This window comes from Methylobacterium sp. C25 (assembly GCF_021352225.1).
In the GTDB taxonomy this organism is placed as follows: Bacteria; Pseudomonadota; Alphaproteobacteria; order Rhizobiales; family Beijerinckiaceae; genus Methylobacterium.
In genome coordinates this window covers 428,978-448,297 of the sequence record NZ_JAAUVI010000003.1, presented here as the reverse complement: position 1 = coordinate 448,297, position 19,320 = coordinate 428,978, and the positions used below count along the sequence as shown (strand labels likewise).

Below are 19,320 nucleotides of genomic sequence, written 5' to 3'. Positions count from 1 at the left end.
GCCGTCGCACCACGAGCCGCGAGCACCCGTGACCCGCATCCCGACTGCCTCGTCCTTTCGCTGCGCGCTCGCCGCCCTCGGCATCGCCCTGGCCGGCCCGGCGCTGGCGCATCCCCATGTCTGGGTCGCGGCGAAGGCCGAGATCGCCTATGAGAGCGGCAAGGTCGCCGGCGTGCGGCACAGCTGGACCTTCGATGCGGCCTATTCCGCCTACGTGACTCAGGGCCTCGACACCAACAAGGATGGAAAGCTCTCCTCCGAGGAGCTCCAGGGCCTCGCCACCGAGAACACCTCGAACCTCGCGGAATTCGGCTACTTCACCAAGCTCAAGGTCGCCGGCAAGGAGCAGCCGTTCGCCGAGCCGCGCGAACCGCACATGTCGATGGACGGCGACAAGGTGACGCTCAGCTTCCTCCTGCCGCTGAAGACCCCGGCCGCACAGGGGCGCGGCGTCGCGGCGATCGAGATCTACGATCCGACCTATTTCGTCTCCTTCGGGCTCGCCGATGGCGCCGACGCCGTCAGCCTGAAGGGCGCGCCCTCCGGCTGCGCCGTCACCATCAGCCGGCCCAAGGCCACCGAACCGCAGACGGCGGATGCCGGGAAGCCGATGTCCGAAGCCTTCTTCGAGGCGCTCACCGCTGCCTCCGATTACGGCGTGCAATACGCCAACCGGGCGATCGTCGCATGTCCGTAGGAATCGCGCTGGAAACAGGCCGGTCGCCCCGCAGCCGGCTGGCCCTGCGGCTGGCTTTCGCTGCGTGTGCCGTCGCCCTGGCCGCAGCCGTGCTCACGTTGCTGGCTTGGCTCGTCATGCCGGGCGTCGCCGCACCGCCGCCGCGCTCGCCCTTCGGCATGGGATTTCGCGAGGCCGCGCCATCCGCGACGGGCATCGGCGGCTGGCTGCTCTCGGTGCAATCGAGCTTTTCGCGCAGCCTGCAGGGGGCCGTCTCGGCGCTCAAGCAGGGCGGCGAGTGGGGTCCGCTGGCGCTGCTCGGCTTCGCCTACGGGGTCTTTCATGCCGCTGGGCCTGGCCACGGCAAGGCGGTGATCGCCGGCTATATCGTTGCCGGTGAGCGCACCCTGCGCCGCGGTTTCGGCCTGAGCTTCGCGGCGGCGATGATGCAGGCGCTCGTCGCCATCGGCATCGTCGGGTTCGGCGTGCTCGTGCTGAACGCCACCTCCGCCGGCATGAACCAGGCGGGCACGCTGATCGAGACCGTGAGCTTCGCCCTCGTCGCGCTGCTCGGCGCGGCGGTGACCTGGCGCAAGGCCGGGCAGCTCGCTGCCGTCGCTTCCGCCGAGCCCGCGGTCGGCTGCGAGCCAGGCTGCGGACACGTCCATCTCTCGGATGCCGAGACCGTCGCGCGGCTCGATACGTGGCGCGAGCGGGCGGCCGTGGTGTTCGCGGCCGGCACGCGGCCCTGCTCGGGCGCGATCCTGATCCTGGTCTTTTCCGCCTCTCAAGGCATGCTCGCGGCCGGCATCGCCGCGACCTTCGCCATGGCGCTCGGCACAGCGCTGACCACCGGCGCGCTCGCCAGCATCGCGGTCTTCGCCAAGTCGCTCGCCCTCCGTCTCGCCGGCGGGCGCGGCATGGCCGGGGTGCTGGCGGTGGGGGCGCTCGAACTCGCGGCGGCGGCCTTCGTGCTGGTGCTCGGGGTCACGATGCTCGCCGGCCTCGCGGTCGGCCTCGGCGGCTGAGACGTAGCGCACTCGCCAAAGCCCGCATTGCCTGTCAGTCTCCCCTCGGATCCTTGAGAGGAGCGCCCGTGACCGCAGGCCCCTTCGACCACATCCTGAATTGGCGGCTGCTCGCCGGGTCGCACGCCTTTCCCGGTCCGGATGGCGGCACCTGCATCAACGAGGCGGCGGTCGTCGCCGCCGGGCTGCCCTACAAGGCGATCAAGGCGACCGAGGACTGCCCGCCCTGCTTCTCGCGACCGCTGGCCGCGTACGCGCTCGGTCTCAACGACGCGATGCCCGACGCGGAGCGTCCGCGCCTGATGGCCTTCGTGCTGCGCCTGTCCGGATCGGCCGACAGCGAGGCGGTCGAGGCGGAGCGTACGGAGTTCCTGGCGCTGGAGAGCGTGCGCCGCATCCTGCCGCCGCTCCTCGACAGGGCTGGATTGCCGGCTCTGGCCGCCCGCTGTGAGAACGCGATCGGCGGCGCCGAGGCCATGGCAGCGGCACGCTCGGCCGAGAGCCAGGGCGCGGTGTTGGCCCAGGCCGCGTCGCATCGTCGTGCCTGGCTGGATGGCGCGCGGCTCTCCGCGGTGTCGCGCACCGCGACGGCGGCTGTGAAGGCATTCGGGGATGCGCGCTGCGCGGCCGAGGTCGCAGAGGGCGCGGCGCCTTTCGCCGAGGGCATCTGGCCGATCGCGGTGGCGATCCTCGACGAGGCCCTGGTCATCGGCCGGCAGGCACCGGAGATCGACCTGTTGCGCGCGCGAGAACGGCTCGATGCCGCCCGCACTTCACGCGTAAGCGCGTAGCTGCGGCTCCACGTCGAGGTCGATCTCGATCGCCTCGCAGTTCGCGAGCCATTGTCCGGTCAGGTGGTAGAAGAAGGTCGAGTGCCCGACGACGGCGATGGTGGCTTCGGGACGTCCCCGCAGCCACTCGCGAAAGCCCGCGACGCGCTGGTCGAACAGATGCGGCGGCTCGACCGGATAGCCCTTGGCCTGGACCGCGTCCGCATCATGCCACCAGATTTCGGGCAGGTGGTCGACATCGAAATCCGGAAACTCCTCGGCCAGCACCGATGCAGCGCGGCCGACGTCGCAGGAACTCTCCTGGCACTCACGGTGCAGCACCTCGACCAGCATCCGCGGTTTGGCCGGGTGCCCCTCGAAGATGCCGATCGTGGTCTGGATCGCGCGCGTCAGCGGCGAGGTCACCACCAGTTCGAACGGGATCGTCTGCATGGCCTTGCGGGCTGCGGCGGCCTGGCGATGGCCGAGTTCCGACAGCCGCGCATCGATATGACCGGGATCGCGGCCTGTGGCCCTGTGATGCGCGTTGAAGGTGGATTCGCCGTGGCGGATGCAGATGATGCAAGTGGGGGCCATGCTCGTGCATGTACGGTCCCGCCGGCGGCGCTGCCAGACTGGGCGACGCAGGCCAGCCTCGCGCTCACTCGATCCGCACGACCACGCTGTCGCTGGCTCCGGCCGCATCCATCACCGAGATCCGCGCGAAGCCGGCGCCCTCCGGGCTCCATTCCGACTGGCGGCGCATGCCCTGGCCGACCGGCAGACCGTCGACCATCCAGGTGAGTGGCGGTTGGCCGCCCAGCGCCTTGAGGGCGAGCTGCGCCTTCGCGCCCTCCGAGAGACCGAGATCGACGCGCGATCCGTCCGGCGGATAGGCGATCTTGAGCGGCACGCCGAGCGTGGCTTCGAGCGTCTTCGGCGCGTCACGGCGGATGTGGCGCAGGGGCGGGGGCAGGGCGGCGGTGCCGACGACGAGAGCGTCGCGCGGCCGCGGCAGCGATTCCGGCTCGCCGCCGTAGCGGGAAAAGGCATCGAATAGGATCGGCGCGGCGGAGACGCGGCCGACGAGGCCGGGCACCGAGGCACCGTCCGGCCGGCCAACCCAGACGGCGATGGTGACGCGACGGTCGAAGCCGACCGCCCAGGCGTCGCGATAGCCGTAGGAGGTGCCGGTCTTGAAGGCGATCCGGCCGGTCAGGGCGTTTTCCGGCGGGGGCGCGCCGCGCAGGATGTCGGCGACGTACCAGGCGGAGACCGGATCGGCGATGGTGCGTTCGGCTTCGGGGGCTGCCGCGGCGGCGGCCCTCTCTCCGGAAGACGGGGTGGAGTCCGCTGCCCGCCGCACCAGCGTCGGCACGCTGCCGCCGCGCGCGATCCCCGAATAAAGCCGGGCCAGGTCGGTGAGGGTGATGCCGAGGCCGCCCAGCGCAACGGGGAGGCCGGGAGCGGTGTCGCGCGGGAGCAGGATCGTCGCCCCGGCGCTGCGCAGACGAGCGATGAAACGGGCGGCGCCGACCACGTCGAGCAGGTCCACAGCGGGTACGTTCAGCGATTGCTGTAGGGCGGTGCGGGCTGTCACCGTGCCGCGGAAGCCGAGATCGAAGTTTTCGGGGGCGTACGAGGCTGCGAAGCGCACCGGTCGGTCGTCGAGCAGCGTCTCGGGATGGGCGATGCCGTTCTCGAAGGCCAGCGCGTAGATGAAGGGCTTCAGCGCGGAGCCCGGTGAGCGCACCGCCTGCGTCGCGTCGATCGCGCCGGCGCGCGCCGCATCGAGATAGCCGGCACTCCCGACCTGGGCGATCACGGCTCCCGTGCGGTTGTCGATGGCGAGGATCGCTGCCGAAAGGGCGGGGCCGATGGCGGCCGCGCGTTCCGCGGCCAGCGTTTCGAGGCTCGCCTGCAGCCGCTTGTCGATGGTCAGGCGCTGCACCCGTGCGTCCGGATCGGCCGCGACGGCCTGCTCGGCCGCATGGGCCGCGATCATCGGGAAGGATTTTCGCGCATGCGGCACCGGCTCGGCCTTGGCGGCCTCCGCCTCGGCCCGGTCGATCACCCCGCGCGCGGCGGCGATGTCGAGCACCCGGTCGCGGGCGCGGCGGGCCTGGACGGGAAAGCGATCGGGGCGGCGCGCCTCCGGCGATTGCGGCAGGGCGACGAGGAGCGCGCTCTCCGCGAAGGACAGCCGTGCCGGCTCGCGCCCGAGATAGGCGAGGCTCGCCGCCCGTACGCCCTCCACCGGCCCGCCATAGGGGGCGAGCTGCAGGTAGAGATCGAGCACGCCGGCCTTGCCGAGCTGCCGCTCCAGCTCGACGGCGCGCACCATCTGCCGGAGTTTTTGGGTGATCGAGCGCTCGGAGCGCGGCTCGACGAGGCGGGCGACCTGCATCGATAGCGTCGAGCCGCCGGAAACGATGCGGCCATGGGCGAGCCATTGCCATGCAGCGCGGAGCGTTGCCGCCGGATCGATGCCGATGTGCCGTTCGAAGCGCCGGTCTTCGTAGGCCTTCAGCATGGCGAGGTAGCGCGGGTCGACATCCCCCGCGCTTGCCGGCAGCCGCCAGCGTCCATCGGCGGTGGCGAAGGGGCGCAGGAGCTGGCCGTCTCGGTCGAGGATGACGGTGGAGCGGAGGCTGGCTTGGGTGAGGTCGAGGGGCGGGAGGGATCGGGTGAAGAGGTAGAGGGCGAGGGTGGGGGCGCCGATCGCAAAGCAAAGCGCGACGAATGCCGCCGCTAAAACCCTTCCCCCTCTGCGGGGGAGGGTGGCCCTCGCGTCAGCGAGGGTCGGGAGCGGGGAGCGCCGCATCCGGAGAGGTCGCTCCCCTCTCCCGCCTGTTCCGCAGGCACCCTCTCCCGCGGTGGCGAGAGGGTTATCCGCGTCGCGCTCCATCACACTCTACTTCGCCACCACCTCGATCGATCCGAACGCGGTGCGTCCGAACCGCTCGGGGCGGTACATGTCCTCGATGGTCGCTCCGGGATGAACGTAGGTGCCCGGCGAGACCACGCGCACCGTGTAGGCCGCGGAGAAGAAGGCGGATTGGTCCGGGCCGCGCTCGTAGGAAGCGACGAAGCGGTCGTCCCGGAACTCGGTGTGATCGGGCTGCACGTCGCTCTTGGCGAAGGCGAGGCCCGAGAGCGCATCCGAATCGAGGAGCTTCGGATTGTCGATCTCGAGGCCCGCGGGCAGGCGGTCGACGAGGAGCAGGCGGCCGGCTGTGGCCTTGGCCTCCGTCACCTTCAGAACCACGACGAGGCGGTCGTTCTGGCGCAGGGGCTTGGTGGCATCCACGGGGATGCCGTCGAGGCGGTAATAGCCGCGCTCCACCGTGTAACCGCGCGATTCCGGCGGTTCCGGCGCGATCGGGTTGCCCGATACGCCGACCACGAGCTGTACCGGCTCGCTGCCCGCATTGGTCAGCTTGATCGGCTTCTCCTCCAGGGCGGGGGCCTTGAACAGGCGCGCCAGCGGTCCCTTCGCCACCGTGCCGTCGATGCCGATGGCAAGCGCCTCGGATTCCTTCGACAGGCTTTCGGCCGCCATCACCATCCAGGCATTCTCCTGGGTGCTAGTGGAGCGACCATTGGCGCGTTCCTCGCCGATGATGGTCGAGACGGGCTGCAGCATGCTGCTGGTCATGCCCGTTTCGGCGGCGAGCGCGATCAAGCCAGCGCTGTCGCGCAGGCGCGAGCCGTAATCGGCGCGGTAGGCGCCCTTGTCGCGCTCGGCCTGGAGTGACTTCAGCGCCTCCCCAAAGGTCTTCTGGGCACGACCGCGGTCGCCGAGGAGCGCCAGTGCGGCAGCGAGCTGCCCCTTGCCGAGCGGGGTCGAGAAGTCGGCGAGCTTGGTGTCGGCGAGGTAGCGCAGGTCGCCCATCACCGGGCGCCCGTTGCGGGCCAACACATAGGCCGCATAGGCGAGGTCCATGCCGCCCTGTTCGACCTTGGTGGCGTTGGCGACCGTGTTGCGCAGGCGGTCCAGCGCGCTGTTGAAGGCGGTCTGCGGGACCGTGAAGCCGCGCTCGCGGGCCCGGGTCAGGAAGTCGGTGACGTAGGCGTTGAGCCAGGTGTCGCTGGCATTCTCCGTCGACCACAGGCCGAAGGCGCCGCTCGAATCCTGGCGCGAGAGCACGCGCTCGATCGCCTCGCGCACCCGTTCGTCGAGCTTGCCGTCGAGGCCGAGCTTTTCGGACGCCGCCAGCGCGTTGACGTAGAGCAGCGGCATGGCGCGGCTCACGGTCTGCTCCGAGCAGCCATAGGGATAGCGGTCGAGCGCCTGCAGCAGGGCCGGCACGTCGATGCCGGCGAGGCGGCTGGCCGAGACGGATACCGCGCCGGTGCCGGGCAGGATGTCGGCGAGCAGGTCCTTGTTGATCTCGACGCTGGCGCCCGGATCGAGCGGCTTGACCGTACGACGCACGAGTGCCCCCGTGCCCGCGCCGATGGCCAAGGAAAAACTCTGGCCGGCGACGCCCTGGATGCCGGGGCCGGACAGGTTCACGTCGAGGCGCGCGGTGCCGGGGCCTGCCGCCGTGATCGGGATCACGAGTTGGCCCTTGGCGCCGGCTTCGAGCTTCATCGTCGAGTGCACGGCATCGCCGCCGACTACGACCGGGCCGGTGAGGTCGAGATCGACCGTGTAATCGCCGGGCCCGCCCTCGACGTTGTCCACCGCCACGAAGAAGCGTGAGCGGTCGCCGACATTGAGGAAACGCGGCAGCGTGCCGGTGAGGACGACCGGATCGCGGATGATCATGTCGCTGGAGGCCTGGCCGACGCGGGACTTGGTCCAGGCAGTGACCATGATCCGGGCGGTGCCGTTGAAGGCCGGCAAGGAGAGCGGCACCTGGGCCGTGCCGTCCGCGCCGACCGTGACGATCCCGGAATAGAGCGCGAGCGGCGCCTGGGTCGGCGGCGTGTCGGAGAGAGCATCCGCGCCGCCGTCGCCGCCGGAGCGGATGGCGCCGAGCGTGCCCTGCATCCCGTCGATCAGGAAGCCGTAGAGATCGCGCAGCTCCGGCCCGAGCGCCTTCTGCCCGAAGAAATAGGCGAAGGGGTTGGGGGCCTCGTAGCGGGTCAGGTTGAGGATGCCGACATCGACGGCGGCGAGCGTGATGCGCGCCTCCTCGCCGGCCTGCAGACCCGCGACCTTGACCGGCACGGTTAGGGTCTCACGCGGGCGGGTCTTTACCGGCGCGCCGATCGAGACCGAAAGGCCGCGCTTCTCTTTGTCGATGGAGAACCAGGCGAGGCCGAGCGCCCGGCCCGGCATGCGCTTGGCGGCCTGGTCGAGCGGCCGGTAGGCCGTGGCGACGAGATAGGCGCCGGAGCCCCACTCGGCCTTGACCGGGACGTCGATGGTCGAGCCGCCCTCGGCGACCTTCACGTCGAGCACCTCGTGCAATTTCTCTCCCACGACGGCCAGCGTCGCGGTGCCGGCGAATTTTGGCTGGAGCCGGGCGCGGATGTGCTCGCCGGAGGCATAGGCCGCCTTGTCGAGGGTGAGATCCAGGAGATCCGGCACGTCGGCGGTCTCGCCGCCGCCCCAGCCGACCGTGAAGGAAAGGCTGGCGGTGGCGAGCGGCTGGCCGGCGACGGACGCTTCCAGGCGGTAATTGCCGTAGGTGACCGGCATGGTGATGCGGGCCGGTGCATCGGCGGCGAGATCGACATGGCCGTCGGCGATCTTGCGGGTCGATTTCACCGGCTCGAACTGCCAGCGGCCGTCCTCGCGATACCATTGATAGGTCTTGTCGAGCCGCGACAGCGTCCAGCTCACGCCGCCTTGTGCGAGGCGGCGGCCGTCCGGCGTGGCCATGACGAGATCGAAGCTCGCCGGGCTGCCCTCGGCGAGATCGCCTGAAAAGCCCTTTCGGATGGCGAGGACCGGCTGCGAGGGCAGGATTGGCAGCGTGACGCTGCGGCTCAGCGCCCGTCCGCCGGGCTCGCCGACGTTCAGGGTGATCTTCGCCTCGAGCGGACGCGGGCTCGCCACCTCCTGCACGGGCACCGTCACCGCGACTTGGCCCTTGGCATCCGTGGTCGACTTGCCGTCGATCTCGGCCGTCGTCGCCTCCACCGACTCGTCGTCGAGGCCGATCGAGAAGCCGTCGAGGCCCTTGATGCCGCTATTCGCCGCCTGCTGGACGGATACCGAGCCGGATACGTCGAGGCCGGAGCCCGGCGCGCCGTAGAGATAGCGTGCAGCGACGTCGATCTTGGCCGCCTCGCCCTTCTTGAGCGCGGGCGTCTCCGGCGTCAGGCTGACCTCCAGCCGCTCGGGGACGTAGTCCTCGACGAGCCAGCTCGCCTCGCCGACGGCGGGCGCCTTCGGATCGGTATAGGCCGAGACCCGCCAGGTGCCCCGCATGGCGCCCGACATCAACGGCAGCGACAGCGAGCGGCCGCCGAGCCCTTCGTCGGCCACTGAGGCGCGGCGATACTCGACGCCGTCCGGCCGCTTCACCACCAGCGTCAGCGGGAGGCCGGCCAAAGCCGTGCCCTGTGGGTCGCGCAGGAGGGCGGTGAGCTGCACGGTCTCGCCGGAGCGGTAGACGCCGCGCTCAGGAAACACGAAGGCCTCGGCGCCGGTGGTGACCGCGCGACCCTTCACGCCGCGATCGGACAGGTCGAAGGCCGTCTGGTTCAGGTCGAGGAAACCGTAATCGTCCCCGACCTGAGCCACGACGATGCCGGGCGAGAGGCCGCCTTCGCCGCGCGCCAGGCCTGCGGGGAAGCTCGCCAGACCTTTGCTGTCGGTCTTCGCCGTGCTCAGCACGTCGTTGTTCTTGGCGATCAGCCGGACGTCCACGCCCGTGAGCACCGCAGCGTTCGCCAGCGATCGCGCGATGACATGCACGCCGTCGCGGCCCTTGAACGCGGTCAGGCCGATATCGGAGACGACGAACCACTGCGTCGCCTGCTGCTCGTAGCCGCCAGTCTCCTCATCGGAGGGCGAGGTCGTGCCGCTCGGCTGGGCGAGCATGATGTAGAGGCCCGGCTCCAGCTTGCCGACGGCCTGCAGGACCGGGAAGGCCGTGACCGCCTCGCGGTTGACCTCGGCCTTGGCCGTGTCGAGCGTGCCCTTCCAGACGCGCACGCCCTTCTCGTCGGCGATGGTCTTGGCCGTCGAGCCGCTGAGCTGACCGAGGAACTCTTCCGAGCGCAAGGCCGGCAGCAGCCCGCGATCGCCGATGCGCAGCACCTCGACATCGACCTTCGGCGTGTTCACCGAGACGATCGGCACGCCGGACTGCCCCGTCCGCGGCAGCACGTAATTGCGCCCGGTGAAGCGCACCTGGGGCGAGCGGTCCCGGACATAGATCTCGTAATCGGCTGATTTCAGAAGGGTTTCGCCGACGGACGAGGGCAGGCCCTGGCGGATGACGAAGGCGTAGCGCTCGCCGTGCTTGAGCCCGTCGACGCAGACCTGCTGGCCCTCGGCCGTCACGGCGGCGTTGGCAGCGCCGGAGACGGCGACGAAGGGCGTGTAGTCTGTCTTGCGGACGAGCGCTTCCGAGAAGGTGAAGCAGGCCCGCGGAGCGGCCGCATCCGAATCGACCTTGTAGTCCGTGATGCGGAAGCCGTGTTCCTCGCGCAGCTTCTCGTAGGCGGCGCGCGTCTCGGCCTCGTCCCGAACGCCGAGGCTGGCGCGGTAGGTGTCGAGCGCCGGTCGCCACTCGGATTGCGCCACATAGGTTTCCGCGAGTGCGGTCAGGGCCTTGGCCTCGTCGGCCGGCGTCTTCGAGCGGAGATAGGCCTGGTAGGCGGCGGCCGTGGCGCGGCTCTTCAGCTTTGAGCGCTCGGCGTAGTCCGTCTGCTCCTCGTCCGCGCCGGCGGTGCTGGCCGTGCGGGCATAGCCGAGCCAGTTGCGTGGATCGGACGGGTCGGCCGAGACGGCGGCCGCGTAGGCGTTCATCTCCGCATCGGCATCAGCGCCCTCGGATTCGTCGGCAGCGGCGGCCTCCGCCTCCTTGCGCCATTGGGCCGCGCTCTTGCCGTTCGCCGGCGCCTCGCTTTTGAGCGACGCTTCGAGGCGCACGCCGCTGCTCGCGAGCGCCTCGTTCACATAGCTTTTGGCGACAGGGGCGGTGGCGGATTTCGCGGCTGGAACCGGGGGGCGGGGCGCCTGCGCCGAGGCCGGCCCGGCAAGGAGCCCGAGAACCAGGCACGCGCCAAGGCTGCGCTCCAAGAGGTTTCCCCGCGACATGACCACGTCCCACCCCATCAGAGCAGCCAAACCGGCGCGCCGCCACGCTATCACGGCCGTTGCGGCCCGCAACGCTCGTTAGCCGAGTATCACAGCCCGGCGAATACTCGACGGGCCGCGATTTCTCTTGCCTCTTCCCACCGAAACTTGTCTGCGATCGGTGCGCTGGCATACGCGACTCGTCCAGCGCGATCGGCATACGTGAGGGATGATGATTCAGCTCGCTCGCCTGTCCGCCCTCAGTTGCCTCCTGTCCCTGGCACAAGCGGCGCAGGCGCAGGCTCCTTCACCATTTCCGCCGTCATTGCGGCCGCCCGTGCCGCCCGCGGCGAAGCCGAAGCCATTGGCCCCGCCTCGCACGGCGGCTGATCCGGCCTATCTGGCCTCGCAGGCTGCCTTCGAGGCTTTGCCCGAGCCCCTGCGCAAGGCGATCCAGGACGCCTTGGTCTGGACCGGCGACTACAACGCGGTGACCGCCGGCACCTTCGGCAGACGCACCTATGAAGCGATTGCCGCCTGGCAGAAGCGGCAGGGCTCGGAGCCGACCGGTGTCCTCACGGCCAAGGAGCGCACCGCCCTCGACGCCGCAGGTGAAGCGGCGCGCAAGGCGCTTCGCTTCAACGTCCAGGCCGATACGGCGAGCGGCGCGGTCATCGGCGTGCCGGAGAAGCTGCTCGCGAAGAAGAGCTCCCTGCCGCGCGGCACCCGCTGGCAGAGCACAGACGGCCGCGTGACGCTCGACACGACGTCCTATCCCGGCGGAGGCGCCGATCTCGATGGCTTGTTCGAGCGGGCGACGGCGACCACGCCCGAGCGGAAGATCACCTACAAGCTCAAGAAGCCGGACTTTCTGGTGGTGACCGGAGAGACGCCGACGGGCCGCTTCTACATTCGGCAGGCCGCCGGTGCCGAGGGCATCCGCGGTTTCACCATAGCCTACGACAAGGCGCTGACCGCCGAGGTCGACCGCCTCGTCATCGCGGTGGCGAACAGCTTCCTGCCTTTCCCGGGTGCCGCGCCAGCAAATGAGGCCAAGCCCGTAGCAGCGGCTCCGAACCCCTATGCCGGCGGCGCGAGACCAGCTGGAAATGTCGCTTCTCCGCTGACGCCTCCGCCGCTGCCGGGTATCGCGGCGCAGCCGGCCGCGACGGGCCTCGCCCTCGGCAACGGGCGCATCCTGACCTCGGCGGCTGCGCTCGAGACCTGCCCGGTGCCACGCGTCGGCAGTGCTGCGGCACGAGCGGCCGGGCGCGATCCGACGGGTAACCTCGTGCTGCTCGAGACCGAGGCCCGCAATCAGGCGTCACCGCTGCCGGCGATCCGCAGCGAGACCGTCGTGTCAGGCGAGGCCCTCGTCGTCGTCGGCGCCGAGGCGAAGGGGGCGACCGTCGCCCCCGGTACGGCCGGAAGCGGAGGCATCGTCGCTCCGCTCCAGCCCGGCGCGGGCGGCGCGCCCATCCTCGACCGGTCCGGTCACCTCGTCGGCCTCGTCGCGCGATTCCCGACTGCACCACGCCTCATCGCCGGGGTGATGCCGCCGACGAGCTATGCCGTGGTGCCGGGCAGCGTGATCGCCGCCTTTCTGGCGCAAGCCGGGGTCGCTGTGGCCAAGGCCACTCCGAATGCCGCTCCGGCGGCAGCGAGCCTCGGCGCGGCGGCGGCTCCCGTGATCGGCTCCGTCATTGGCATCACCTGCGCGCGATAATGGCGAAGCCAGCCTGGACGACAGCCGACATCCCATCCCAACACGGCCGCCTCGCCGTCGTCACGGGCGCAACCAGCGGGATCGGCTACGAGGCAGCCCTGGCGCTCGCCGGTGCCGGTGCGACGGTCGTGCTGGCAGCGCGCGACGCGCACAAGGCGGAGCGCGTCGTCGCCGCGATCCGGCGGCGGCATCCGACCGCCGTTCTGGAGATCGAGCCGCTCGACACAGCGAGCCTGCCCTCGGTACGCGCCTTCGCCGACCGCCTTCACGGGGCGGGGCGGCCGATCGACATCCTGCTGCTCAATGCCGGTATCGCCTGGCTGCCTCGGCGTCATGAGAGCGAGGACGGGTTCGAGCTGCAATTCGCCACTAACTATCTCGGCCATTTTGCGCTGGCCGGCCTGCTGATGCCGAAGATGCGGCCGGGACCTGCCTCACGGATCGTTCCCGTCGCGAGCATCGCTCATCAGCGCGGATCGCTCCACTTCGACGACCTGCAACTGCACGCCTACGATGCTCGGACCGCCTATCGGCAGTCAAAGCTCGCGATGCTGATGTTCGGGCTCGAACTCGACAGGCGGCTGCGTGCGTCGGGCTCGGAGATCCGCGCGGTCGCGGCGCATCCCGGCATCACACGCACCGCCATCACCCGATTCGGCGGGGTCGCTGGGCCGTTGCAACGACTGACCGGACAGCTGGTGATGGTCCTCTTCGGCCAATCCGCGGTGCGAGGCGCGCTCCCGCTGCTCTACGCGGCGACAGCGCCGGAGGCGCTCGGCGGCGGCTATTACGGGCCCAACGGGCGCGGGGAGATGCGGGGCGTGCCCGCTCCCTCGCTCATCGCTGCGCATGCGCGCGTCGAGGCCGATGCAAGCCGGCTCTGGGACGTGTCGGCAGAGCTGACGCAGGTCCGCTGACCGTTGTGACCCGGTCCCGCGGCATCCCGTCAACGCCTCGCTGCGCTCGCAATGACGGACAGGGACCGCCTCAGGCGGCGTCGGCCGGCTTGTCCTTGGCGGCTTCCGGCTTCGGGCCGCCCTTGGAGACACCGACCAGCGCCGGGCGCAGGGTGCGGTCACCGATGACGTAGCCGGTCTGGACCACCTGGACGACCGTCCCGTTCGGGACCTGCGTGTCCGGAACCTCGAACATCGCCTGGTGGCGATTCGGATCGAAGCGCTGGCCCTTGGGATCGACAATCTTGACGCCGTGGCGCTCGAGCGTCTTGCCGAGGTCGCGCTCGGTGAGCTCGATGCCCTCGATGAGACCCTTGAGCGCCCCATCGGCATGCTCGCGCGCCTCGGCCGGCACGCTCTCCAGCGCGCGTCGGATATTGTCAGCCGAACCCACGATGTCGCGGGCGAAATTGGTGACGGCGTAGGTGCGGGAGTCCGCGACTTCGCGCTCGGTGCGGCGGCGAAGGTTCTCCATCTCCGCGAGCGTACGCAGCAGGCGGTCCTTCATCTCGTCGCGTTCGCGCAGGGCGGCGGCCAGCGTCTCAGCATCCACCGCAGCCGGCTCGGCCTGCGGGGCCGCCTCTGCCTGGTTACGCGGATCCTCGTGCTCGTTCTGGTCTGCCATCATCGCCGTTCGTCAGTCGACATCATCGTTTTGGGAACGGCGCTGATATCAGGCGCGACACCCACGAAATCAAGTTTTGCCAGCGTCCCGAGGCTCACGCCTCCCGCGGTGGCGGCGAGTCGACGAGGGCATCGAGACCCTCGGCCCTGAGCGCCGCGACGTCTCCGGCAAAGACCTCCATTACCGCATTGCGGATCGCCGCGAGCCGATCGGGCTGCACCACCCGAGTGCCCGTGAGATCGACCACGTAGAACACGTCCACTGCCCGCTCGCCGAAGGTGGCGATATGGGCCGAGACGATGTTGAGGCTGAGCCGATTGATAGCGGTGGTCAGCTCGTAGAGCAGGCCGGGCCGGTCGAGCCCTGTAATCTCGATCACCGTCTCGCGGCTCGACAGGGCGTTGTCGATCGAGATGTCCGGCGGCACCAGGAAGGTCTTGGGTGGGTGCTTCGGGTGCTTGTCGGCGACGAGTTCGGCGATCTTGATCTCGCCCTTGAGTGCCTTCTCGATCGCCGTGGCGATGCGCTTGGCACGGCGCAGCTCGTCCTCGTCCCGCTCGAAGGCGCGAGAGATGAAGATCGTGTCGAGGGCGAAGCCGTCGGTGGTGGTGAAGATCTGCGCGTCGACGATGTTGCCGCCGGCCGCCGCGCAGGCACCCGTGATGATGGCGAGGAGCCGCGGATGATCCGGCGAGTAGACCGTCAGCTCGGTGACTCCACGCGACACGTCGGTCTCGTAGGCGGTCGCCGAGGTGCGGCCCGACTCGTTGACGGACTTGATGAAGCCCGCATTCTTGAACTGGCGCGTGCTGTCGACCTTCAGCCAATAGGCCTGGTTGTGGCGTAGCGCGTAGGCGTCGAACTCCTCGGGACCCCAGTCGGTGAGGCGCTCGCGCAGGGCGATCTGGATCATCTTGACCCGGTCGGTGCGGGCAATCTCGGAATGGCCGCCCGAGAGATGCACCTCGGTCTCGTCATAGAGGGTGCGCAGCAGCGTACCCTTCCAGGCCGTCCAGGTGCCGGGTCCTACCGCCTTGATGTCCGCGACCGTCAGGATCAGCAGGAGCTTCAACCGCTCCAGGCTCTGCACGACGGTGGCGAATTTCTCGATGGTCTTCGGGTCCGAGAGGTCGCGGCTCTGGGCTACCATCGACATCAGCAGATGGTGCTCGACGAGCCAGGCCACCGTGTTGGTCTCGGCCTGGGTCAGGCCGAAGCGCGGCCCGATCTTCTTCGCGATCGCGGCCCCGGCGATGGAGTGATCCTCCGGCCGTCCCTTGGCGATGTCGTGCAGCAGCACCGCGACGTAGAGCGCCCGGCGGTTCTGGATCGTGCCGATCAGGCGTGTCGCGAGGGGATGCTCGTCCTCCAGCCGTCCGGCCTCGATGGCCGAGAGCACGCCCAGCGTGCGCAGCAGGTGCTCGTCCACCGTGAAGTGGTGGTACATGTTGAACTGCATCATCGCGACGATGCGCCGGAAGTCCGGGACGAAGCGTCCGAGCACGCCCGCCTCGTTCATGGCGCGCAGGATCGTCTCCGGCGCATTGGCCGAGGTGAGGATGTCGAGAAAGAGCCGGTTGGCCTCCGGATCGGTCCGGACCGCTTGCGAGACCAGCCGCAGTGAACGGTTGGCCAGGCGCTTGGCATCCGGGTGGATCGGCAGGTTGTAGCGGTCGGCGAGCCAGAACAGCCGGATCAGGTTGATCGGATCGCGTTCGAAGGTGCCCTCGCTGCGCGTGTTGACCCGGCCGTTGTCGATCAGGAAATCCTCGGCCTCCATCGTCGTTGCGCGGAAACGGTCGCGGAAACGACCGATCCAGCGGTCGAGCACCGGCGTGCGCTTGGCGTGGCGCGCCTCGAGCTCCGAGCAGACGATGGCGGTGAGGTCGCCGACTTCCTTGGCCACGAGGAAATAGGCCTTCATGAAGCGCTCGACGCCCGAGAGGCCGCCGCGCGCGCCGAAGCCGAGGCGCTCGGCAATCTTGGGCTGCAGCCCGAAGGACAGGCGCTCTTCCGCCCGGCCGGTCACGAAGTGCATGTGGCAGCGGACCCGCCACAGGAACTCGTCGCAGCGCTCGAACAGTTTGTACTCTTCCGGCGTGAACAGTCCGGCATGGACCAGCTCGGCCTGGTCGCGGACGCGGTAGGTGTATTTCGCGATCCAAAACAGGGTGTTGAGGTCGCGCAGGCCCCCTTTGCCGTCCTTCACGTTGGGCTCGACGAGGTAGCGCGAGGAGCCGGCCTTGGCGACGCGACCGTCGCGCTCGCGCAGCTTCGCATCGACGAATTCGGAGGCGGTGCCGATGACAAGCTCGCTGTCGAAGCGGGTCACCAGTTGCTCGAACAATGTCCGCGACCCGAACAGGAAGCGCGCTTCGAGGAGAGCGGTGCGGATCGTCATATCCGCGCGGCCCTCGCGCAGGCATTCCTCGACGGAGCGGGTGGCGTGGCCGACCTTCAGCTTGAGGTCCCACAGCACGTAGAGCATCGCCTCGACGACGCTCTCGGACCAGGCGGTCTGCTTGTAGGGAAGCAGGAAGAGCAGATCGATGTCCGAGCCCGGCGCCATCGTGCCCCGGCCGTAGCCGCCGGTGGCGACGATGGCGAGCTGCTCGCCGGTGGACGGGTTGTCGTTCGGGTAGAGCCGCCAGACCACGGCATCGAAGATCGCCTTCACGACCCCGTCGGTCAGCTTCGAGATGCGTTCGGCGCAGGCGACGCCGTTCCGGTCCTTCAGGAGTTGGCGCTCGGCATCCTTGTGGCCGGCCTCGATGACCTTGCGCAGTTCAGGCACCAGGGCCGCGCGAAGCCGGGTCGGCTCGCGCGCGTCCCGGTCGAGCGATTCCAGGACCTTGTCGAGGGCGGCCGCAGCGTCGAACATGCTGCTCCCGTTAGCATGTTCCGGGCCGCGCGACAGCGTGCCTCCGCAGCGGAGCCTTTCGTCTACGGGCACATCAAAGTTGAAGAGGTTTGTTCTCTTTCGCGGATTTTCGTTTGACGAGGCGAACGGCCTTGACTTAGCGGTCGGGCTTTCGCGCCCTCTCGACGCTATGGAGCCCCTCATGCTCGCCCGCCGCACCGTTCTCTCGGCCTTTGCCGGCGCTCTCGCGCTGATCGGCCTGCCGACCGCCCCCCGCGCGGCCGAGGTGAAGGAGATCCGGCTCGATTGGGCGACCTACAACCCGGTCAGCCTCGTCCTTAAGGACAAGGGCTTTCTGGAAGAGGCGCTGAAGGCCCAGGGCATCAAGGTGCGCTGGGTGCAGTCGCTCGGCTCGAACAAGGCGTTGGAATTCCTCAACGGCGGCGCGATTGATTTCGGCTCGTCGGCCGGTGCAGCCGCCCTTCTGGCGCGGATCAACGGCAATCCGATCAAGGTGATCTACGCCTTCTCGCAGCCGGAATGGACGGCGCTGGTCACCCGCAAGGATACTGGCATCACCAGCGTCGCCGACCTCAAGGGCAAGCGCGTGGCGGTGACCCGCGGCACCGACCCGCACATCTTCCTGATCCGCGCGCTCCAGGGTGCCGGCCTCACCGAGAAGGACGCCAAGCTCGTCCTCCTGCAGCATCCCGACGGCCGCACGGCGCTCGATCGCGGTGACGTCGATGCCTGGGCCGGGCTCGACCCGATGATGGCCGCCGCCGAGATCGAGAACAACGACGTGCTGTTCTTCCGCGACCCGGCCGCCAACACCTGGGGCGTGCTCGACGTCCGGGAGGATTTCGCCAAGGAACATCCGGATCTGGTGAAGACCGTGATTGCCGCCTACGAGCAGGCCCGCGCCTATTCTCGCGAGAACCCCGACGCCCTGAAGGCCGCCCTCGTCGCGGCGACGAAGCTGCCTGATCCGGTGATCGCCCGGCAGCTCGAGCGGACCGACCTCACCAAGCCTGCCGTGGGCCGCAGCCAGGCCGATGCGATCCGCGCCGCCGGTGTAGCCTTGCAGCAGGCCGGCGTGATACCGGCGGAGACCGACGTCGCCGCTGCCGTTGCCGGGCTGATCGACCCGCAGTTCAACCCGGCGCCGCGCTGATCCACTTCGCTGTTATCGGGTTCGGGCCTTGGCTGCCGAGAAGACAATATCCCTCGCGCTGCCCGACGCCGCGATGACGGCACGTCCGGACGCCTCCAAGGCGTCGGCCGGGCGCGCTGGTTCCGTCCTCAAATGGGCGCTCGGTCTTGCCCTGCCGCTCATCCTGGCGCTGAGCTGGGAGATCGCCGTCGCCCGCGGACTGGCGCAGGGGCGGCTGATCCCGCCCCCGAGCCGCATCGCGGCGGCGCTCTGGCAGCTCGCGGCGTCGGGTGATCTCTGGATGCATGTCGAGGCAACCCTGATCCGGGTCGGTCTCGGTTTCGCCTTCGGGGCGGGGGCCGGCATTCTCGTGGGAACCGCCACCGCGACGCTGCCCTGGCTGCGCTGGCTCGTCGATCCCACGCTGCAGGCCCTTCGCGCGGTGCCCTCGCTGGCCTGGGTACCGCTGTTCATCCTGTGGTTCGGTATCCTGGAGACCCCGAAGGTCGCGCTGATCGCGGTCGGCGTGTTCTTCCCGGTCTATGTCGGCGTCTCCGGCGCCATCGCTTCGGTGGATCGCAAGCTCGTCGAGGTCGGCCGGATCTTCCGCCTGTCGCAGACCGCGCTCGCCCGCCGCATCCTGCTCCCCGCGGTGCTGCCGGCGACGCTGACGTCCCTGCGGACCGGCCTCGGCCTCGGCTTCCTCTTCGTGGTCGCCGCCGAGTTGATGGGCGCCTCGGAAGGCCTCGGCTACCTGCTGGTGGATGGTCAGCAATTCGGCAAGCCAGACCAGATCCTGGCCGCCATCATCTGCTTCGCGGTCGTCGGAAAGCTCGCCGACACGCTGCTCGTGGCCCTCACCACCCCGCTGGTGCGCTGGCAGGACACGGCGCGGGAGACGCTCTGAGGGCGCAGTCGAAGACCGATCTGCCACTCTCCCTCTCGCTCATACCGAGGCCGCCCGGCACGGGAATGGGGCGCTTCAGGCGCTACCCCTTCGACCGCAGCTTCACCCGCACACCGCCGTTTTGCAGCGGCAGGGGGCAGGAGGCGGGGACGACACCGAGGATCACGGCGCTCGGGCAGGCCGCACGGCAGTTCAGCGCAGCATCGATCTGGTTGCCGCCGCAGCCATCGGCGAAGCAGAACTGACCGAGGTCTTCGCAACTCGCGAGGAAGCGGCCGGTCCTGATGCTCCGCTCGTGCAGGTCGGCGGCGGAGGCGGAGCCGGCGACGAGCGCCGTCAGCAGAAGGCCACGGAGAAGCACGGTCACGCCTCGACTCCGACAGGAGAGATACCGCTCCGTAGCACCCGGCGGG

Annotated in this window: 13 protein-coding genes; 7 read left to right on the top strand and 6 right to left on the bottom strand. The window is 69.6% G+C overall.

The genetic code is table 11. The annotated features are described in order from the left end of the window. The first annotated feature begins 37 nt into the window (after positions 1–37). The 3 genes from HCU64_RS11985 (at position 38) to HCU64_RS11975 (ending at position 2,495) form a co-directional block, all read left to right on the top strand. Positions 38–697 (top strand): DUF1007 family protein, encoded by a 660-nt coding sequence (locus HCU64_RS11985; RefSeq protein ID WP_233384290.1) that lies wholly within the window; start codon positions 38–40, stop codon positions 695–697. Continuing rightward, positions 688–1,704, top strand: coding sequence for a nickel/cobalt transporter (locus HCU64_RS11980; RefSeq protein ID WP_233384123.1), 1,017 nt, complete (start codon positions 688–690; stop codon positions 1,702–1,704). Before HCU64_RS11985 ends, HCU64_RS11980 begins: the two co-directional genes overlap by 10 nt. A 68-nt stretch (positions 1,705–1,772) precedes the next feature. Next, the gene (locus tag HCU64_RS11975) at positions 1,773–2,495 is read left to right on the top strand and encodes a hypothetical protein (RefSeq protein ID WP_233384122.1); all 723 of its coding nucleotides are present in this window, start codon (positions 1,773–1,775) and stop codon (positions 2,493–2,495) included. On the opposite strand, the gene HCU64_RS11970 is transcribed toward HCU64_RS11975, so the two are convergent. The 3 genes from HCU64_RS11970 to HCU64_RS11960 form a co-directional block, all read right to left on the bottom strand. Beyond that, positions 2,478–3,071 (bottom strand): histidine phosphatase family protein, encoded by a 594-nt coding sequence (locus HCU64_RS11970; protein WP_233384120.1) that lies wholly within the window; start codon positions 3,069–3,071, stop codon positions 2,478–2,480. The two genes, HCU64_RS11975 and HCU64_RS11970, sit on opposite strands and share 18 nt — an antisense overlap. A gap of 64 nt (positions 3,072–3,135) precedes the next feature. Continuing rightward, positions 3,136–5,298: a penicillin-binding protein 1C gene (gene pbpC / locus HCU64_RS11965; RefSeq protein ID WP_233384119.1), complete on the bottom strand. Its 2,163-nt coding sequence runs from the start codon at positions 5,296–5,298 to the stop codon at positions 3,136–3,138. 90 nt (positions 5,299–5,388) lie between these two features. Further along, positions 5,389–10,701, bottom strand: a complete 5,313-nt coding sequence (locus HCU64_RS11960) for an alpha-2-macroglobulin family protein (RefSeq protein ID WP_233384118.1) — start codon at positions 10,699–10,701, stop codon at positions 5,389–5,391. A gap of 343 nt (positions 10,702–11,044) precedes the next feature. Here HCU64_RS11960 and HCU64_RS11955 point away from each other — a divergent pair, with 343 nt between their 5' ends. Both HCU64_RS11955 and HCU64_RS11950 read left to right on the top strand, forming a co-directional pair. Then, the gene (locus tag HCU64_RS11955; protein WP_325169967.1) at positions 11,045–12,406 is read left to right on the top strand and encodes a peptidoglycan-binding domain-containing protein; all 1,362 of its coding nucleotides are present in this window, start codon (positions 11,045–11,047) and stop codon (positions 12,404–12,406) included. After that, on the top strand, positions 12,406–13,323 hold the full coding sequence (locus HCU64_RS11950; RefSeq protein ID WP_233384116.1) for an oxidoreductase: 918 nt from the start codon (positions 12,406–12,408) through the stop codon (positions 13,321–13,323). The genes HCU64_RS11955 and HCU64_RS11950 overlap by 1 nt, the downstream gene beginning before the upstream one ends. Before the next feature lie 70 nt (positions 13,324–13,393). On the opposite strand, the gene grpE is transcribed toward HCU64_RS11950, so the two are convergent. Together grpE and HCU64_RS11940 are read right to left on the bottom strand one after the other, a co-directional pair. Continuing rightward, positions 13,394–13,990, bottom strand: a complete 597-nt coding sequence (gene grpE / locus HCU64_RS11945) for a nucleotide exchange factor GrpE (RefSeq protein WP_233384115.1) — start codon at positions 13,988–13,990, stop codon at positions 13,394–13,396. A gap of 91 nt (positions 13,991–14,081) precedes the next feature. After that, on the bottom strand, positions 14,082–16,868 hold the full coding sequence (locus HCU64_RS11940; RefSeq protein WP_233384114.1) for a [protein-PII] uridylyltransferase: 2,787 nt from the start codon (positions 16,866–16,868) through the stop codon (positions 14,082–14,084). 181 nt (positions 16,869–17,049) lie between these two features. Between HCU64_RS11940 and HCU64_RS11935 the strand changes: the two genes are divergently transcribed. Next, complete coding sequence (locus HCU64_RS11935) at positions 17,050–18,021, top strand: aliphatic sulfonate ABC transporter substrate-binding protein (protein WP_233384112.1); 972 nt, start codon at positions 17,050–17,052, stop codon at positions 18,019–18,021. Positions 18,022–18,094: 73 nt separating this feature from the next. Next, positions 18,095–18,907, top strand: coding sequence for an ABC transporter permease (locus tag HCU64_RS11930; protein WP_233384111.1), 813 nt, complete (start codon positions 18,095–18,097; stop codon positions 18,905–18,907). 82 nt (positions 18,908–18,989) lie between these two features. Here the strand turns inward: HCU64_RS11930 and HCU64_RS11925 are convergent, their stop codons facing one another. Continuing rightward, entirely contained in the window at positions 18,990–19,274 is a 285-nt protein-coding gene (locus HCU64_RS11925; RefSeq protein WP_233384110.1) for a hypothetical protein, read from the bottom strand. Positions 19,275–19,320: the final 46 nt, after the last annotated feature.